We start from the raw sequence: 15,892 nt of genomic DNA, 5'->3' as shown, positions 1-15,892 counted from the left end.
GCAGCACATTTATAAGTAATAAGGACTGATATGCGTGAAAAATTAGAAATGCGATTAGAGGGGTTAATTTTTTCTGGCCGTTGGTTATTAGCACCTTTCTTTTTTGGTTTATTTGTTGCCGTATTGTTGTTGTTAGTTAAATTTTGTAAGTTGTTGTTTAACATGGTGGTTAATACATTTACCGCAACAAACGATCAAATGCTGATTAATATTTTAACCTTAGTTGATACTGCTTTATTGGCTGGGCTTTTATTAATTATTATTTTTAGTGGTTATGAAAACTTTGTTTCTAAACTCAATATTGATAAGCACGAAGATAAGCCAAGCTGGATGGGCAAGGTTGGTTTTTCTGGGTTAAAAATCAAGCTTATTAGCGCCATAGTCGCTATTTCTGCAGTGGAGTTACTCAAAGTGTTTGTCAATTCTGTTCAGCACACTGAAGAAGAGCTTTTTTGGAAAGTATTGATCCACATGACGTTTGTAGTTTCGGGTGTGTTATTTTCTGTCACCGATTACATCAACAGTAAAACCGTCAATCATTAACAGGGTAATGGTCGGTAAACAGTAAGTGTGCACCATCACCTTGTGCGGCGAGTTTGTCATCTTCATTATAAATTGGACAATGGATCAGTGATAAACAGCCGCAGCCTATACACCCTGCAATATTATTTTTTAGCTGTGTCATAGCGTTAATTTTATCTTCGAGTAGTTTTTGCCACTGCGCTGCAAGTTGTGACCAATCATCTTTTGTTGGGTTGCGTTTATTAGGTAGGGCATCAAACGCCAGTTTAATCTCATCAAGGCTCACCCCAAATTTCTGGGCTGCTTTAATAATCGCAATTCGCCGTAAGACATCGCGTTTAAAGCGGCGTTGATTCCCCTGATTACGTAAGCTGGAAATTAACCCTTTTTGCTCGTAAAAATGCAGTGTCGATACAGCTACGCCGGTGCGTTTCGCTACTATTCCGACACTTAAATTTGCCTCTTCTTGCATTGCTATTCCTTAAAAAATGTAAAATTTTTAAAAATAATGACTTTACCTCAAGTTATGCTGAGGTTTTAAGTATGCTCACACAGTAACAAAAATGATTTATCAACAAAATAGTTCGGAAGGTTTATGAAAAATAGTTACTACGTGATTAAAGCGCGGTATTGAGTAGTTAGCTGTGGTGTTAAGTCTTCATGAAGCGAAGCGCATGCATTATATGGCTGGTTCGGGCTAAAACACTTCAGCGCTCCTTCATTAATTGGTGCTTGAGGTGGGCGATTAAGCCGCGAGTTTACTACTGCGGCTTAATCTTATTGGCGGGTTATAGCGTTAAGTGTTTATCTAAAAACGCCAGTACAGTTTCAAAATACTTTTGACGATGTTTAGCTAAATAAAAGCCATGGCCTTCATCTTCAAGTAATAAATACTCATAAGGGTGGTTGTGCTTTTTCATTGCCGCGATTAACGAGTCAGCTTGCTCTAACGGCGCTCGTTTATCTTCACCGCCATGAACGATTAATACCGGGGCTGTTAATTTATCGATGTTGTAACTAGGTGAAAACGCTTGTAGTTGCTGTGTGTCTTGCCCTAATACAGCGGTTAAGTAATTAATACCTGCTTTATTTTCGGCAATATCTCCTTCTTTAAACATCAAAGGTAAGTCATACACCCCAACCACGCCAATGGCGCATTTAAATAGGTTTGGCGATAATATCGCACTTTGCAATGCAGAATAGCCGCCAAAACTTGCCCCCATCATGCACATGTTGTCTTTGTTGACTGTGCCTTGCGAAATTAAATGTTGTACGCCATCTAAAATATCAAATTGGATTTCAGCGCCCCATTTTTGATAACCGGCAGCTTCAAAATTACTGCCAAAACCACCGGAGCCACGAAAGTTTACTTGCAGCACCGCCATGCCTCTATTGGCTAATAATTGGGCTGTGGCATCAAATCCCCAGTAGTCTCGTGGGCCATGAGGGCCACCATGAGGCATTACCACTAAGGGTAGATTTTTGGTTTCTTTTCCCTTTGGTAGGGTCAAATAACCATAAATAGTCAGGCCGTCTCTGGCTTTATAATTGATCGGCAATACGGTGTTCATTTGTTCAGGGGTAATTTCTGCAAAGGCTTTGGCTAAAAAGCTAATTTTATTTTTTTCAGCATCAAATAAATAAAACTCAGCCGGGTTGGTATCACTAAATACAGCCACGATACTCGCTTTGTTATTTTTTGAGCTACTAACTATTCGTACTTGTTGATTAGGAAAATATGCCAAAAGAGCCTTTAATCGTGCAGTCATGGCTGAATCTTGATTAATAAACTCATAAGTTGGGTAACCGGCTTCATATTCAACCGCAAACACTTCTTTGTTTGTGTCATCAATCCATACTCTGCTCGGTGATACATGGTCGTGCTGGCTCAGTAGTTGAGATTCTCCAGAGGCAAGGTTAATTTTGTAAAGACCTTCAGGCTCACCTTCTTTCGATGCAAGGGCCAAAATATTGTCACCTGACAAATCAAAACTTAACGGCTGTAAATTGCGCATGCCTTTAGCAATCGATTGGTTTAATTGCCACGTATCTGATTTTTGGTCAAGAATATACAAGTCAGAGTAAATGTAATCTTTTGAGGCGGTCGCAAGGCGAACATTACCTTGTCGATCGGTAAGGTACTGGGCCATTTGTGCCGGTGCTCGGGTTATTTTTTTAAGCTTGCCATTAAAGGTATTAACCTTGTACACATCAACATAGGTTTCACTTTCTTTGTATTCACCACTCCAAGGGTGTGAGCTGATTAAAATATGTTTATCATCATTTATTAACGGGTCGAGAATTTTAGAAAATGCGCGTAGCGCCTCACGCTTTTTGATGTTGCTACCAAGTTGCTGCTCGGGCTCGTGGCCAACAACGTATTGCGGTTTGGTGCCGTCGGCATTGACCGCAAACAATTCACCTTGGCTTCTTGGGTGGTCATGCCAGCCTTGAATGTATTCTTTTTCAAGTACCACGCGTGAATCACTCGACCATTGATAATTGCCAACTTGAGCGTTCGCTTGGAAAAAAACCGTATGAATAGGTTTGAGGGTTTTTCGGTCAAAAATAATGAGGGTGTTTTTACCTTCTTTGCCCGGTGCCTCTTGGGTTATCGCACTAAAATAAGTGCCTTTGGGAGATATTTTGAGCTGGCTAAATTGTGATTTTTTGCTAAACAGCTCAACGGGTAATATGTTAGCAACGCTCGGGAAAGCTAAAATTAAACAAAAGCCAAGGCTTATTATTTTTTTCATTATGTTCCTTATAATTTTGTAGAGGGTCTTGTTTTAAATAAATATCGCTATTTATCAGCTGTATAGTAAATTTTTACTGTACTAAAGCAAGATATTTGTTCCTTTTATCGGTTTGTTTATTTGTGCTCGCGATTAGTGAGGTTTGTCGTATAATTGAAGCCACAAAAATAAAAATTGCTCAGCTGTGCTGCGCTTACATGGAGCGTTACATGCCCGATAAACCTATCAGTGCTGATAACCCTTTTGCTAATTTATCGCAGACACAATACCTGCAAATTCAGCAGTGGTATCAACACCATATTTCGACAGAGTTGAATACATTGCTAAAAGGTAGTCAGTCGGGCGAGGTGATTGAGCGCAAAATCAGTCAAGCAATTAAGCGCGCTCATGCCCAGCTTGAACCTACAACGCCTTTTTCGGCTAGCACCGATCAGACTATTAAGTTAAAACATGCAAGTTTGTTGGTTGAACTAAAAGATACCCGCGATTTATTTCACAGTGCGCAGCTTAAAATTGCCAAGCTTGAACAATTATTAAGCCAAAGTGCAAGCGACATTCAAACTTTAGAGCAACAAAATGGCGAGCAAAAAGCGGAGCTGCGAAGCTACCGCGAGCGTTTAAATCACGTGCTGACTCGGCTTGAAAAAGAAGGTGTTTCGTGCCAAAAAAGCCATTATGTTGGGCGGATTTTTGTGCATGCACTTAAATCTGCTTTTGGTGATTGGCAGCAAACGCCAGCGGGGGAAGCGTATCGGAACCATGATTTTTACAAGCTTTTTCCGCGTATTCTTTATGGCAGCTTGCTCAAAGAGATTGAAATATTGCTCGGCGAAACCGACTATGGCCGCATTGACCGCACCTTATCGAATTTTGTTTTTCAGCATAAAGGCGTGCCTGTGCAAGATTGGCCAGATGAAGACCCTATTTATCAAGCGCCATTAATTAATCAAAAACAGCATGAGTTGTTATCAAGCATTAAAGAGCAGCATACTCGCCGTAAAAACTTTGCCCTTTATTTAGAAAAAAAACTCGCCAAAACAGGGTTTACCCCGATGCATGGCCGCCTTTTAGTTGAGTTAGTGCAGTTTGCGACCGAAGACAAACCGCAAGATGATTTGGCTGCGAGTATTTAGCCTCAGTTCTGGATAAGATGTTTAACAATGATTATTGAATTAAAAGTAAATATTGAGATTACCTACCTTTAGCCAAAACAGAGGTGATGAAAATTAATGGCTTAGGTCTTAATGTGCCATTTATTAATCTTTTTGCTCACACTCCGGTGCACAATTTTAAACGTTTACATATCTGATGTTATCTGGATTTTTACGTCTTGATGTTTATCTAGCTGCTCATTTTTAATAATAAAATTAATTGTTATTTAGTTTGTTCTTAGGTTATAAACGTAGGTCGCTCCTAGTATTTAGGGTGCATTTATAAAAATAAGAAGAGGAAATGAGCATGGGCGAGATTATTTCTCACACCCCAATTTGGGTGTTTGTCTTGTTTGGCGTATTAGTTTTTTTTGGCTTAAAACAAAGTAAAGAACGCCAAGTGCCAGAGCGAATGGTAATCATATTGCCAATCGCAATGTTGGTTTTATCTTTATTAGGTGTGATCAGTGGGTTTGGTGTGACCTTGTTGACGATTGTATTTTGGATGGTGGGCGTTGTTACAGCACTGATGTTTAACTGGTTATTTAGGTTAACCAAACGAGCTGAATATGATGTTGCTAGCCATACTTTTCATCTAAAAGGCAGTTGGGTGCCACTACTGTTAATGATGACCATCTTTTTTACTAAATATACGGTCGCGGTATTACAAGCGCAGCAGCATGCGCTGAGCACTGAGCCGATTTTTATGTTGGTGGTTTGTGCGCTGTATGGCGTGCTAAGTGGGTCATTTGTGGTGCGAGCTACCGCAGTGTGGCAATCAAAACGTTATGCGTTAAAAGCATTAAAAGCGGCAAAAACAGCCGCAGCTTAAGCGAATGTATTAATGATTTTAAATAAAAAAAGGCCGAGTTGATTCATCAACGCGGCCTTTTTTTCTAGCTCATTTTAATCACTTAGTTACGCTTTAAGCGCTTTTTCAATCAAGAGATTAACATAGGCTTTTTGTGCTTTAGCATCTTGGCTAGCACCCCAAGGCGTGCTTGAATCCAAAATAGCGTGTAGCTGGGCCAGTGCAGCGGCACGGGCTAAATTATCGTGACTTGAAGCTTTGCCAAGGCCAGCGATGGCAATTAAGCGTTCAACATAATTAATTTGTAAATTATGGCTCATCGAGTTAGCCGTTTTTGCAGGCACAAAAATGCTGCTGGTTAAGTCATTCATAAACTCAGATAAGCTGTATTGGTTGCCGTATAACGCAGTATCTGAAATACGGGTTAATACATTTTTGTGTAACAACTGGTCTAATACCGATTTTTGCATATTTAACAGCATGCTATGAACTTGTGGGTCTTCATTTTTACCGTAATGATTAAAACCACGACGTTGTTGTTGCATGTAGTTATACAGTGGCTTCATGTTCGCAAGTGTTTCTGGTGCAAACACTTTTTTCGCCAACGTATTCATGGCCGCTTTTTGAATGTCTGCAGGCACTGGCGTATAAGGCTTCACTGAGTCATCGGTGCCAACCACATTACGTTCAACATATACCCCGCCAATGAAACGTGAAATGACACCCGCTTGGGTGCGGTATTGGCCAAATAAGTTATTGGCTGAAGTCAGCAGTTGTTGATGTGACTCACCTTGGATGCGGGCTTTGCTGATTAATTCGCCCAGCAACGAGTCAACAAGCTCCATACGATCACTTGCATACGCCACCGCATTAGATGACATATCACCAATCATCACACGCGGGTCAATATGGCGACCTGGTGAGCGCATATCATCGGCATCGTTACCAAAGGCTAATTCATGTTGGTTTGAGCGAGATAGAATGCGCGCTAAGCGAGCTTGCTCAGCTGCTGCATCGGTTAACGCGGCTGAATAACCATATTCAATGGCCCAATCATCATAAGGGCCAGGTTTGGTTTGGAAAAAGTCACCTTGTTTCACACCGCGCGGTGCGACGTTAACTGGGCTGTAGTCCATCACTGAACCCGTTAATATGCCTTGGGTTTTGGTTTTATCGTGAATGTCTTTTTCATCCCACATAATCGAGGCTTTCATATTGTGGTTAAGGCCTAACGTATGGCCCACTTCATGGAGTACTAATTGGCGTAACCCTTCCGTCAAAATGGCTTTTTGCTCGATATCTGCGCCCGATGCCAAGGTATTAGCAAGCATGATATTTTGCTGTAATTGATGGCCTAAAGAGCAATTTAGCTGGTTTGATTCGAGCGGTGTGTCGCTCAATGTGCTTGCACCTTGTGAAAAGAGAGAGTCATAAATCCAACGATTACGCATAAATACAAACTCAAGCATGATGTCTGAGCCTAAAATTTCACCCGTCAATGGATTAGCTAGCGCAGGGCCATAACCGCCAAAAGGTGGGCGCGGCGATGAGGTCCAGCGTAGTACGTTGTAGTTAATATCACCGGCATCCCAAGTTGCATCATCGGGCTGAATTTTAACTTCAATGGCATTTTTAAAGCCCGCTTTTTCAAACGAGGTATTCCAATCAAGCACTGCTGCTTTAATGGTGTCGCGCCATTCAACAGGGGTGGTATTTTCAATCCACCAAGTAATAGGTTTAACAGGTTCGGAAAGGGCTGCGCTGGGGTCTTTTTTCTGTAAATCCCAACGTTTAATCACATCTTGATACGGCGCCCAATCACTTGAGGTCATGTTGTCAAACTGGTTGGTGAAATAACCAATACGGGCATCATCATAACGTGGTTGATAGCTGTTTTTTGGTAAGGCAACAAACGAATGCTGTACTTTGACTGATACAAAACGCGCATCAGACACTGCGTTTGAGCCACGTACACTTGGGTTGCTGTTACTAAATACGTAATCGACCACTACATCTAGGTTGTTGTCATAAACACGATTTTTAATAATGCGTGATTTTTTATCATCCAGTTTGCCAACGTTAAAGCGCTTTTTAGCATTTTTATCGTCAGGGTTGGTCCAAGGTGAGACTTTGTGCAGTTCTTCGCTTAAAAATAATTTATCAACATTAAAGGCAATTTGGCCGTTTTCTTCGGTTTCAATATCGATAGAAGCTAATACGGCTTCAGAAATATTAGCCTCACTGGCGCGGGCGATAGCGCTGTTTTCATCAAACAAAAAACGTGGTGTTTTGCTGATGATATCAATGCGGTTAAAGTGGCGGCGAAACTCAATTAGTTTGGTTTCACGGTATGAGCCGCGAAAATGACCTGCATCGGTTACGCCATCAACGGTATGGGCAAAATAAACAAAGGGTGTATCGAGTTGAGCTGCGTTGATCACCATTAGGTTTTTACCTGTTTTTTCATCTAAATAGAGATTAAACAGGCCGCTAAATGCGGTTTTATCTTTGATGAGTGATGCGATGGTGTGTGGTTTTTTTTCTTTGTCGTTTTTTTTATCTGCGGCCAGTGCCGGATTAACTGTGCTAAATGCAACAGTGAGCGCTAAAGCGATAGTTGAAATTTTCACGCTGATCCCTCGATTTTTATAGTCATTGTGTTGTTTTTTCAGTGTACCTGAATTTTTTTAGTGACTAAAACACCCTGCGCTAGGACGCCAAAAAGCAGTGATGAACATCAAAATAAGGTAAAAGTGTTACAGCATGTAACTTCAAGAAGGCCAGAAGGGGCGCGTATTATCGCTATCAGCCATTGCAACTATCACTATCAACAATCGCTATCAATGATTGCTACCAATTATGGCCACGACAAGGTGACTAACGCACCGTTTTTATAGTTACTGAGTACGATGTTGCCTTGATGTAGATTCATGATGTCGCGACATAAAGTTAATCCTAACCCTTGGCCATTGACCTTGGTGGTAAATAAGGGGTTGAGCGCGTTATCTAAATTAGCAAAGCCTGGGCCTAAATCGGCTATTTCTAAAATAAACTCCTGATCTTGAAAATAACACTGGCAGCTAAGCTGAGTATTGGGATTGGCTTGTTGTGCATTTTTAAACAGGTTAATCAGTAATTGTTCAAATAAAATGGGGTCGACCGTGGCAAAGTGCTCCCCTTGATAACAAAGAGGAATCGCCAAGTTAGCTGCTTGTTGTTGACATAAGTGGGCTAAATTGGTGCGTTTTGGATTAGCCAAAGGTAAGTGGCTTAACATCGCATAATTATGGATAAAATCGAGTAAAGATTCACTGCGCTTTTTGATGCGCTCCAGTATTTCTTGCTGTTGGGCGTGCGGTAAATCAGGTGCTGTAAGCAATGTGTCAGACATCGAGGCGATGGGAGTGAGTGAGTTGCGAATTTCATGACTGAGAATACGAATAACATCATTTTGGCTTTGGCGGCGCTGTTGCTCCAGTGGCATGGCAATATTAGTGGCGGTAAAAATCCAAAGTTGTTGTTCGCCTTCGCCGTGTAATAAGGTTGAGCAATGCCACGGTGTTTGAAAGTCAGGGTGTGAAAGCTGGTTTTGTGTGTGTGTAAAGCCCAAAGCATGTGCGTTTTGTTTGGCTAGAATAGGGTGCTTGTAATGTTGCTTGAAGGCTAAATTACAAAACAGCAGGTTAAGTTGCTGATCAAAAATCACCAGCGGCGCTGACCATAAATTAAATACTTGCTGCCAAAGTGCGTGATTAAGGGGGTTGGGTTGCTGTTTTTGCTCACTTAAGCTCGTAATGGCATCGGCTAACTGCTGATTTAAACTGGTTTTATTGGCAAATTGCAGTGAAATATTTGATTCACCTTCAATTTTAGTTTGGCAAAACGCAATTAAATCAAGCTGAGGTTGCTGCCAAAAATGATAAATGCGGTATCCCAGCCAGCTTAAGCCATAACCGATCACGAGGCTTGCAGTAGCAAGTGTAAGGGCGCTAAATGCATGTAGTTTCATCACCCACAAAATCAGCAGGCCAATAAGTAACATGACCAAGGTTATGATCGCACTGACTTTGCGCTGTTGTGTTAACCGTGTCATTGGCCCCATGACTTAATTGCCCACGTTTAATTGGTATTTTTGCATGCGGCGATAAAGCGCGTGGCGCGAAATACCAAGGCGCACCGCTGCTTGGCTGACATTACCTTGTGTTTGTTGTAATGCAGTTTCTATTTGTTGACGCTCAACGGTATGCAGCGCCAGCGAATCTAAAGCAGGTTGGTTAGGCTGAACGTGATGATTCGGCAGCATTAAATCTGCACTTACCAGTTGGCTTGTGTTGTTGGCGTGTAATAACACTGCTCGTTCCATAACATGGCGTAGTTCTCGCACATTCCCAGGCCAAAAGTAGCTTTGCAAAGCTTGCTCTGCACACGGCGCTAATTGTGGGGTCGGTTTGTGATACCGGGTTGCAAATTGGCCTAAATAAAAAGAGGCCAATGGTAAAATATCCGCAATTCTCGCCCGCAGTGGTGGCAATTCGATAATAAACGTATTTAAACGGTAATAGAGATCTTGGCGAAACTCACCTGCGCTAATAGCTTGAGGTAAATCTTGATTAGTGGCGGCAATAATTCGTACATTGACACGCAGAGATTGCTCAGCGCCTAACGGTCTAAATTGCTGAGTTTCGAGCACCTGTAGTAATTTTGCTTGTAGATGAAATGGTAATGCGCCAATTTCGTCTAATAGCAAGGTGCCTTGATTGGCGCTGGCAAAGCAGCCTAAGCGGTTTTGTTTTGCATCGGTAAACGCGCCTTTTTGATGACCGAATAATTCACTTTCAAACAATGACTCAGGAATAGCAGCCATGTTGGTGGCAATAAATGGCTGATTTTTTCGCTGTGATAAGTGATGAATACGTGCGGCTAATTGAGATTTCCCCGTACCGTTTTCGCCAATAATTAAAATGTTGGCATCGGTTGGGGCAATGTTTGTCACTAAGCTTGTTAGGCGCTGCATTGCATCGCTTTGGGCAATCCAATCGCTGGTTGAAGCCGTTATCGTAGGCTGAGCTAGTGAGTTTTTTTCAAATGGGGTGTGGGGGTGTGAATTCGCCACATAAGTTGAAATTAAGGTGAGTAACTTCGTTTTTTGCCACGGTTTTTCAATAAAGTCTTTTGCACCGAATTTAATGCCTTGAACGGCTAATTCAATGGTGCCCCAGGCCGTCATTAAAATGGTTGGTAGTTTTGATAAATCAAGGCGTTGTAACAAACTCAGCCCTTCTTGGCCCGAGGTGGTATCACGGCTAAAATTCATATCCAATAATAATAAATCGGGCTGGTGGCGTTGAATTTGAATCTCACAGCTTTTAACTGAATCAGCTTCAAGGGTACGATACCCCGCTTGCGCCAATAATAACGACAAAGAAAAGCGAATGTCGTTATCGTCATCGGCAATTAAAATGAGCGGGGTATGGGGTGTCATGATGATCCTTCAAAAAAAGCCCTGATTATTTAGCATCAGGGCAATGGGTTACAGCTCGCGCAATGCTTGCATCGGTGCGCGGTTAATAATGCGTTTAGCTGGCCAAAGTGTGGCTATCAGCACAATGATAATTAACAGCAGGTCAATCAAAATTATCGGCATTAAATCAAACGCAGGCAAGCTGGCAATCTTGGGTTGTAAGCTTGTATATACCAAAGTTGCAAAAATAACACCAGCGCACAAACCAGAGAATAACAACCAGCTGGCTTGGCGAAGCACTAAGCGCAACAGCTGATTACGCGATGCCCCCGTCGCCATGCGTATGGCCAGCTCAAAGCGTTTTTGTTCGGTTAAGCTAGTTGCAAGCCCCGCCATTCCGATAGCCGCAAGTGCTAGGGTTAACAGAGTGAGTAAATTGGTGAAATAAAAGAGCATGCGGGTGTCGGCAGTTGCAGCGTTCCAGTATTCGTTGAGTGTACGCAGTTCTATTTGATAAATGCTTGGGTCAAAGGCTAAAGCAAGTTGTTGCAGGGTTTGCGTTGCAAACGGCTCACCAGCAGGCAATTGCATCAGTAATTTAATCTCTTGCTGTGTTTGGTAATTAAGGTGCTGATAGGAAATTGCTTGGAGCTTATCACGGGTCATTAAATTAAAGGTATTGCCAACAATGCCAATAATTTTAGCTTTCTCAAACTCGGTATTGAGTAATGATTCAATCGGTTGATTGGGGCTGAGCTGTTGCGCTAAATTTTCATTAATTAGCATAACCTTGGCTTTATCTTGCCATTCTTGCTCGCTGATGTTGCGCCCTGCAATTAATGGAATATCAAAAGCAGCTAAAAAATCGGGGGTTAGTTGGCTTGATTGATAACTGAGATCGGCTTGGGTGACCGGATGCTTAGAAAAGTGGAATATATTGGTTAGGCCCAGAGGTTCACCTTGGCCTTGTAATATATTTAATTGTGGTCGATTTTGCTGAAGGTGGCTGCTTAAGTCTTGAGCGAGTTGCTGAGTTTGTGCGGATTTTTCATTACTCAATTCGTTGCTAGTTTGCGCCGCACCATCTGGCTTTAATTTTACGGTCATCAATAGCGTGTTTTTGAGCTGGTAGCCAAAATGAGGGTAAAGCGTTTGGTAGCTTTGGTGTGAAATCATTACCAAACTCACTAACAGTGTACTGGCAATACACAGTTGTACAACAAACAACCCTTTTTGCAAACGTGAACTCCCCGATTTTGCCACGCCTTTACCACTGCCTTGCAGCGCTTGATTGAGGTGCTTGAGGGGTAAATGGAAAAAACATAGTAACGAGAATATAAGATTCATCAGCAGTAAGCTTATTATGGCAAACAGGTAAGTTGTTTGATTGACCGAAATACTGTGTAGCAGTGGAAATTCTTTATTAAAAATAATCGGCAGTAATTTGATGATCCAAGCGGCGCCCAGTAATCCCAAAACCCCAGCACTGATAAATAAGGGCGCGGATTCAATAAAAATTTGGTTGAGTAACTTAAGCTTGCTAGCTCCTAAACTTTTTGAGATAGCAAATTCTTTATGGCGCGCTTGATAGTGGGCTATGAAGACATTAATCAGATTACTACACGCCATCAATAACAAGCCAATAAAGGCACTTAATAGCAGTAAAATCATCACTTTGTTTTTACCCACTAAGTGATCTCGATACAGCTCAATTGTTGCAGTTGTCGGTGCTGGAAATTTTTTCATAAAGTCACCCTCAGCAATACCTTGCTCAGCCACTGCTATTAATTGGTTTGTGTCTAATGCGGGTAAGGTGGTTTGTAATAAAAAAAATGTCTCGTTGCTTTTAATGGCATCGGGCATGTTTGTGCCTATTGGGATGGAGAGGTCATCAAAGCGCCAAATTTGTTGGCGACCATGTTTATCGCCGTAGCTATTTGAAGTGAAATCTTGCAGCACACCCTGAATTAAATAATGTTGCGTATCTAAATTTAACTGCTTTCCGACAACTTCTGGGTCGCTTGCAAACACTTGGTGCCAGAGAGTTTCAGAAATCCAGACGCGTTCTTTGATACTGGTAGAGGTTTGGCTATTTTCACCAAGCACCAACTGGGTGCCTAAAATCTGCTCAGTACCTTGAAAAGCATCAAATTGCGTTACGGCATAATTTTGCTCAGCAATGGTGATTGATTGTGTTGAGGGCTTAAAATACGCCCACTGCCCCTGTGACGCATAATGGGCTTTTAAATGTAAAAACATATTCGAACCCAAAATGGGGGCTTCCATTTTGTCATTGAGTTTTTTGCTGATTGTCACGTTATAAAGCGTGTGCTCATCTTTGATGTCAGGCAATGGTTGAAATAGTACGTTGCTGCTAATCGCAACCGCCGTCATAACCGTGGCTAACGTTAAACTTAAAGTCACCAAAATTGGCAAGCTAAAGCGCGGTAAACTCACTAGCCGAATGATGCCGTAGCGCAGGGCGCGTAAGTAAAAACTCATATCGCCTCCGCAATAGCTTGATTGGTATTATTGGCACTGTGAGCTGTTCGGCTGTGCTGGGTGATCACTTCGCCATCTAATAAACGAATTTGGCGACTCGCCATTTGGCTGTAGCGATTATCGTGCGTTACCATCACAATGGTGGTGCCAGCTTGATTGAGGTCGCATAATAGCTGCATAACCGAATCACCATTTTGGCTATCGAGGTTACCGGTTGGCTCATCAACTAACAGTAAATCAGGTTGGCCGACCAATGCTCTTGCAATGGCGACACGCTGTTGTTGACCACCCGAAAGTTGATTAGGGTAATAAGCAGCGCGGGGTAATAAATTTAAATTGGCTAAAAGCGAGTTTACGGCTTGTTCAATCTCGGCTTTTTTACTGCCACGATGCTCAAGCGGCAATGCAATATTCTCAAATACCGTTAATGAATCAATTAAATTAAACGATTGAAAAACAAACCCAATATGGCGGTTACGGATTTTGGCGCTTTGGTCGATGTTGAGCTTACTGACATCATGTTCGGTGAGGTGGTACTGACCGCTGTCGGCTTGCTCGAGCAACCCTAAAATGCTGAGTAAGGTTGATTTGCCGCAGCCAGAGGGCCCAACAATCGCCACGAATTCACCTTGTTCAATGGTTAAATTAATATTGTTGAGTGCTTGAGTCTGTAGCTGACCTTTATTAAATGCTTTACAAACGTTCTGTAACGAAACGATGGTTTTCATTGTTTTTTCCTTGTTAATTAGCAACAACGGTCAGTTGGGTGAAATTGTGCCACTGACTGAGGTCTGAGGTAATAATTTGTTGATCTTTTTTTGCACCCGCACTAATGAGCACATACTCGCCACTGCGCTCTGAAAAGGTGATTTCTCGTTGTTCGGCAACCGAATCACCAGTGAGCTGATAGAGGATTTTTTTGCTTAATGGCTGAATGCCTGGGGCTTGTTTGATAAATAGTGCGTCGGTTTTTTGTTCAATAAATACATCGGCGGTTAAATTGAGTGCCGGTCGAATGTAGTTTGGCAGAGGGTCGAGAATTTTGACTTCAGCAAGCACAAAGCCATCGCGGATCACCGAACTCAGTTGGCTAATTTTACCGCTAAGAATGCTGTCTTTACTTTTAATATTGACCTTAGCATCGAGCTGAACTTTTTCAGCTAAACGTTGTGGAATGCGAATTTTGGCAATTAAATCGGTGCTAGAGCCCACTTTAGCCAAGGTTTGCCCTGCATTAACATATTGCCCCAGTTCAATGTCTAATTTTTCTAAAGTGCCTGCAATGCCTGCTTTAATGGTGAGAGCAGCCATTTTATCGGCCAGATTAGCGACATTTTGTTGCTCAGCAACTAAGCGCATGTGTTGTTGCTGTTTTTCGAGTTGCTGCATTTTAATAAATGACGCTAAGCGAAAACGATTGCGTTCAAGCTGTTTATTCAGCTGAGCAAGTTTGAGCTCTGAGCGCTCTAAGTCAATTTTTGCCGCGATCCCAAGTTCAGCTAATTTTCGATTTGCTTCCACATCAAGCATCAATGATTCAATGTCGGCGATTAAATCTTCTTGTTTACCTTGTTCGGCTAGCAGTTCGTTTTGTTGACGCAAAGTAAAGGCGGTAAATTGTGCTGTGGTGCTGTTTAGTTGGGTTTTTTGTTGCTGATATTGCTGCGTTAAATCGGGGTTAGTTAAAATGGCAATAGGGGTGTTTTCTGTCACGGTTTCACCGCCGCGCAGCAGGATTTCGGTTACTTTGCCGTTGTCGGGAGCGCTGATCAAGCGCTCATAGCGCGATGCAAATTCGCCAAAAACCGGTGCCATCAGTGCAATGTCACCTTGTTGTACTGTAGCAATGGTGAGGTTTTCGCGCGCAATTTTGGGAGTATATTGTTTGGTTAAAAAGTATATACAAGCAGTAGTCATCGCAATTAATGCCAATGCGAATAGCCAATAGCTTCGTTTTTGATGATGTTTTGGGGTTAAATTAATCTGCACAGTAAGTTCGCGATTGCTTCAAGATAGTCAAGCTAATGAAACTTATGTGCCAAATAATATTGCTATAAAATTCAGGTTGTTATGTTTTTGTGCGCAGGGCGCTGTGCGAAATCGCACACCCTAAAGTGCGCGATTTTATAACAAGTCGGTTATTCGTTTTGTGGTACGTGTTTTTTAGCCACCACAAGTAACAGCACTGCAAAAAAGACCACCACAGCAGGCATGATCAGTGCGGTTGTACCATAAACCGCAATGCTATCTTGTAATACAAAACTGTGAAATTGTTGTAGTAATACGCCAATCAACGACAAGCTTAATAATGGTAGGGCGAACTTTTTGCCAAAAGCCAGCGCAAGAGAGCCCGCTGTGCCTGCAAATACCGCTAGTGCAAAAACCACTACCGCCCAACTAGCTGCGTTATTAAACAGCGCTTGCTCAGCTTCAGGTAAAGCGGCTAATTGCTCTGGCGTGATCATGATGTGCAGGACAAACGCCATGACGCCCATTACGTTCCAGATCACCATTATCCAAGCAAAGGGTTTAAGCCATCTAGGTGTTGTACTGGGTGTGTGTTGATTATCCATTATTGTCTCTTTTTTATTTTGTTATTTAATGGCCGCAGATGCGGTTGATATTCGAGTATATGTTAAAATAATGTAATGGTAAATTTGCCGTTTATTTTTAATTACCGCACGCTGGG

The 15,892-nt window shown here is 42.1% G+C and carries 12 protein-coding genes; 3 read left to right on the top strand and 9 right to left on the bottom strand.

Features of this window, described 5'->3' with window-relative positions:
- Nucleotides 1–30 precede the first annotated feature (30 nt).
- Nucleotides 31–543, top strand: a complete 513-nt coding sequence (locus tag AC3KZC_RS16955; protein ID WP_490578615.1) for a TIGR00645 family protein — start codon at nt 31–33, stop codon at nt 541–543.
- Here AC3KZC_RS16955 and soxR read toward each other — a convergent pair.
- The gene (soxR, locus tag AC3KZC_RS16950) at nt 533–994 is read right to left on the bottom strand and encodes a redox-sensitive transcriptional activator SoxR (protein ID WP_490578614.1); all 462 of its coding nucleotides are present in this window, start codon (nt 992–994) and stop codon (nt 533–535) included. The two genes, AC3KZC_RS16955 and soxR, sit on opposite strands and share 11 nt — an antisense overlap.
- Before the next feature lie 316 nt (nt 995–1,310).
- Nucleotides 1,311–3,278, bottom strand: a complete 1,968-nt coding sequence (locus tag AC3KZC_RS16945; RefSeq protein ID WP_490578613.1) for an alpha/beta hydrolase family protein — start codon at nt 3,276–3,278, stop codon at nt 1,311–1,313.
- 209 nt (nt 3,279–3,487) lie between these two features.
- Between AC3KZC_RS16945 and AC3KZC_RS16940 the strand changes: the two genes are divergently transcribed.
- Together AC3KZC_RS16940 and AC3KZC_RS16935 are read left to right on the top strand one after the other, a co-directional pair.
- Nucleotides 3,488–4,411, top strand: coding sequence for a hypothetical protein (locus tag AC3KZC_RS16940; RefSeq protein ID WP_490578612.1), 924 nt, complete (start codon nt 3,488–3,490; stop codon nt 4,409–4,411).
- Nucleotides 4,412–4,736: 325 nt separating this feature from the next.
- Complete coding sequence (locus AC3KZC_RS16935; RefSeq protein ID WP_490578611.1) at nt 4,737–5,261, top strand: DUF6622 family protein; 525 nt, start codon at nt 4,737–4,739, stop codon at nt 5,259–5,261.
- A gap of 86 nt (nt 5,262–5,347) precedes the next feature.
- On the opposite strand, the gene AC3KZC_RS16930 is transcribed toward AC3KZC_RS16935, so the two are convergent.
- The 7 genes from AC3KZC_RS16930 to AC3KZC_RS16900 all read right to left on the bottom strand — a co-directional run bounded on the left by AC3KZC_RS16930 (nt 5,348) and on the right by AC3KZC_RS16900 (nt 15,776).
- Complete coding sequence (locus AC3KZC_RS16930; protein WP_490578610.1) at nt 5,348–7,870, bottom strand: zinc-dependent metalloprotease; 2,523 nt, start codon at nt 7,868–7,870, stop codon at nt 5,348–5,350.
- A 227-nt stretch (nt 7,871–8,097) separates the two neighbouring features.
- On the bottom strand, nt 8,098–9,333 hold the full coding sequence (locus tag AC3KZC_RS16925) for a sensor histidine kinase (RefSeq protein ID WP_490578609.1): 1,236 nt from the start codon (nt 9,331–9,333) through the stop codon (nt 8,098–8,100).
- Nucleotides 9,334–9,345: 12 nt separating this feature from the next.
- Nucleotides 9,346–10,722, bottom strand: a complete 1,377-nt coding sequence (locus AC3KZC_RS16920; protein WP_490578608.1) for a sigma-54-dependent transcriptional regulator — start codon at nt 10,720–10,722, stop codon at nt 9,346–9,348.
- Between the two features lie 48 nt (nt 10,723–10,770).
- Nucleotides 10,771–13,203 (bottom strand): FtsX-like permease family protein, encoded by a 2,433-nt coding sequence (locus AC3KZC_RS16915; RefSeq protein ID WP_490578607.1) that lies wholly within the window; start codon nt 13,201–13,203, stop codon nt 10,771–10,773.
- A complete protein-coding gene (locus AC3KZC_RS16910) occupies nt 13,200–13,931 on the bottom strand; it encodes an ABC transporter ATP-binding protein (protein ID WP_490578606.1) in 732 nt (243 codons plus the stop codon). Before AC3KZC_RS16910 ends, AC3KZC_RS16915 begins: the two co-directional genes overlap by 4 nt.
- A 13-nt stretch (nt 13,932–13,944) precedes the next feature.
- Nucleotides 13,945–15,192 (bottom strand): efflux RND transporter periplasmic adaptor subunit, encoded by a 1,248-nt coding sequence (locus AC3KZC_RS16905; protein WP_490578605.1) that lies wholly within the window; start codon nt 15,190–15,192, stop codon nt 13,945–13,947.
- Nucleotides 15,193–15,341: 149 nt separating this feature from the next.
- Complete coding sequence (locus AC3KZC_RS16900) at nt 15,342–15,776, bottom strand: hypothetical protein (RefSeq protein WP_490578604.1); 435 nt, start codon at nt 15,774–15,776, stop codon at nt 15,342–15,344.
- Nucleotides 15,777–15,892 lie beyond the last annotated feature (116 nt).

The sequence above is a fragment of the Pseudoalteromonas sp. J2K-J031 genome, assembly GCF_058197095.2.
The sequence above is the reverse complement of the archived record's forward strand: the minus strand, read 5'-3'. Positions and strand labels throughout refer to the sequence as shown.

Excerpts from the sequence above, each read along its gene's own strand:
- soxR (WP_490578614.1), bottom strand. The coding sequence starts at position 994 with ATGCAAGAAGAGGCAAATTTAAGTGTCGGAATAGTAGCGAAACGCACC.
- AC3KZC_RS16900 (WP_490578604.1), bottom strand. The coding sequence starts at position 15,776 with ATGGATAATCAACACACACCCAGTACAACACCTAGATGGCTTAAACCC.
- AC3KZC_RS16910 (WP_490578606.1), bottom strand. The coding sequence starts at position 13,931 with ATGAAAACCATCGTTTCGTTACAGAACGTTTGTAAAGCATTTAATAAA.
- AC3KZC_RS16920 (WP_490578608.1), bottom strand. The coding sequence starts at position 10,722 with ATGACACCCCATACCCCGCTCATTTTAATTGCCGATGACGATAACGAC.
- AC3KZC_RS16925 (WP_490578609.1), bottom strand. The coding sequence starts at position 9,333 with ATGACACGGTTAACACAACAGCGCAAAGTCAGTGCGATCATAACCTTG.
- AC3KZC_RS16915 (WP_490578607.1), bottom strand. The coding sequence starts at position 13,203 with ATGAGTTTTTACTTACGCGCCCTGCGCTACGGCATCATTCGGCTAGTG.
- AC3KZC_RS16955 (WP_490578615.1), top strand. The coding sequence starts at position 31 with ATGCGTGAAAAATTAGAAATGCGATTAGAGGGGTTAATTTTTTCTGGC.
- AC3KZC_RS16945 (WP_490578613.1), bottom strand. The coding sequence starts at position 3,278 with ATGAAAAAAATAATAAGCCTTGGCTTTTGTTTAATTTTAGCTTTCCCG.
- AC3KZC_RS16940 (WP_490578612.1), top strand. The coding sequence starts at position 3,488 with ATGCCCGATAAACCTATCAGTGCTGATAACCCTTTTGCTAATTTATCG.
- AC3KZC_RS16935 (WP_490578611.1), top strand. The coding sequence starts at position 4,737 with ATGGGCGAGATTATTTCTCACACCCCAATTTGGGTGTTTGTCTTGTTT.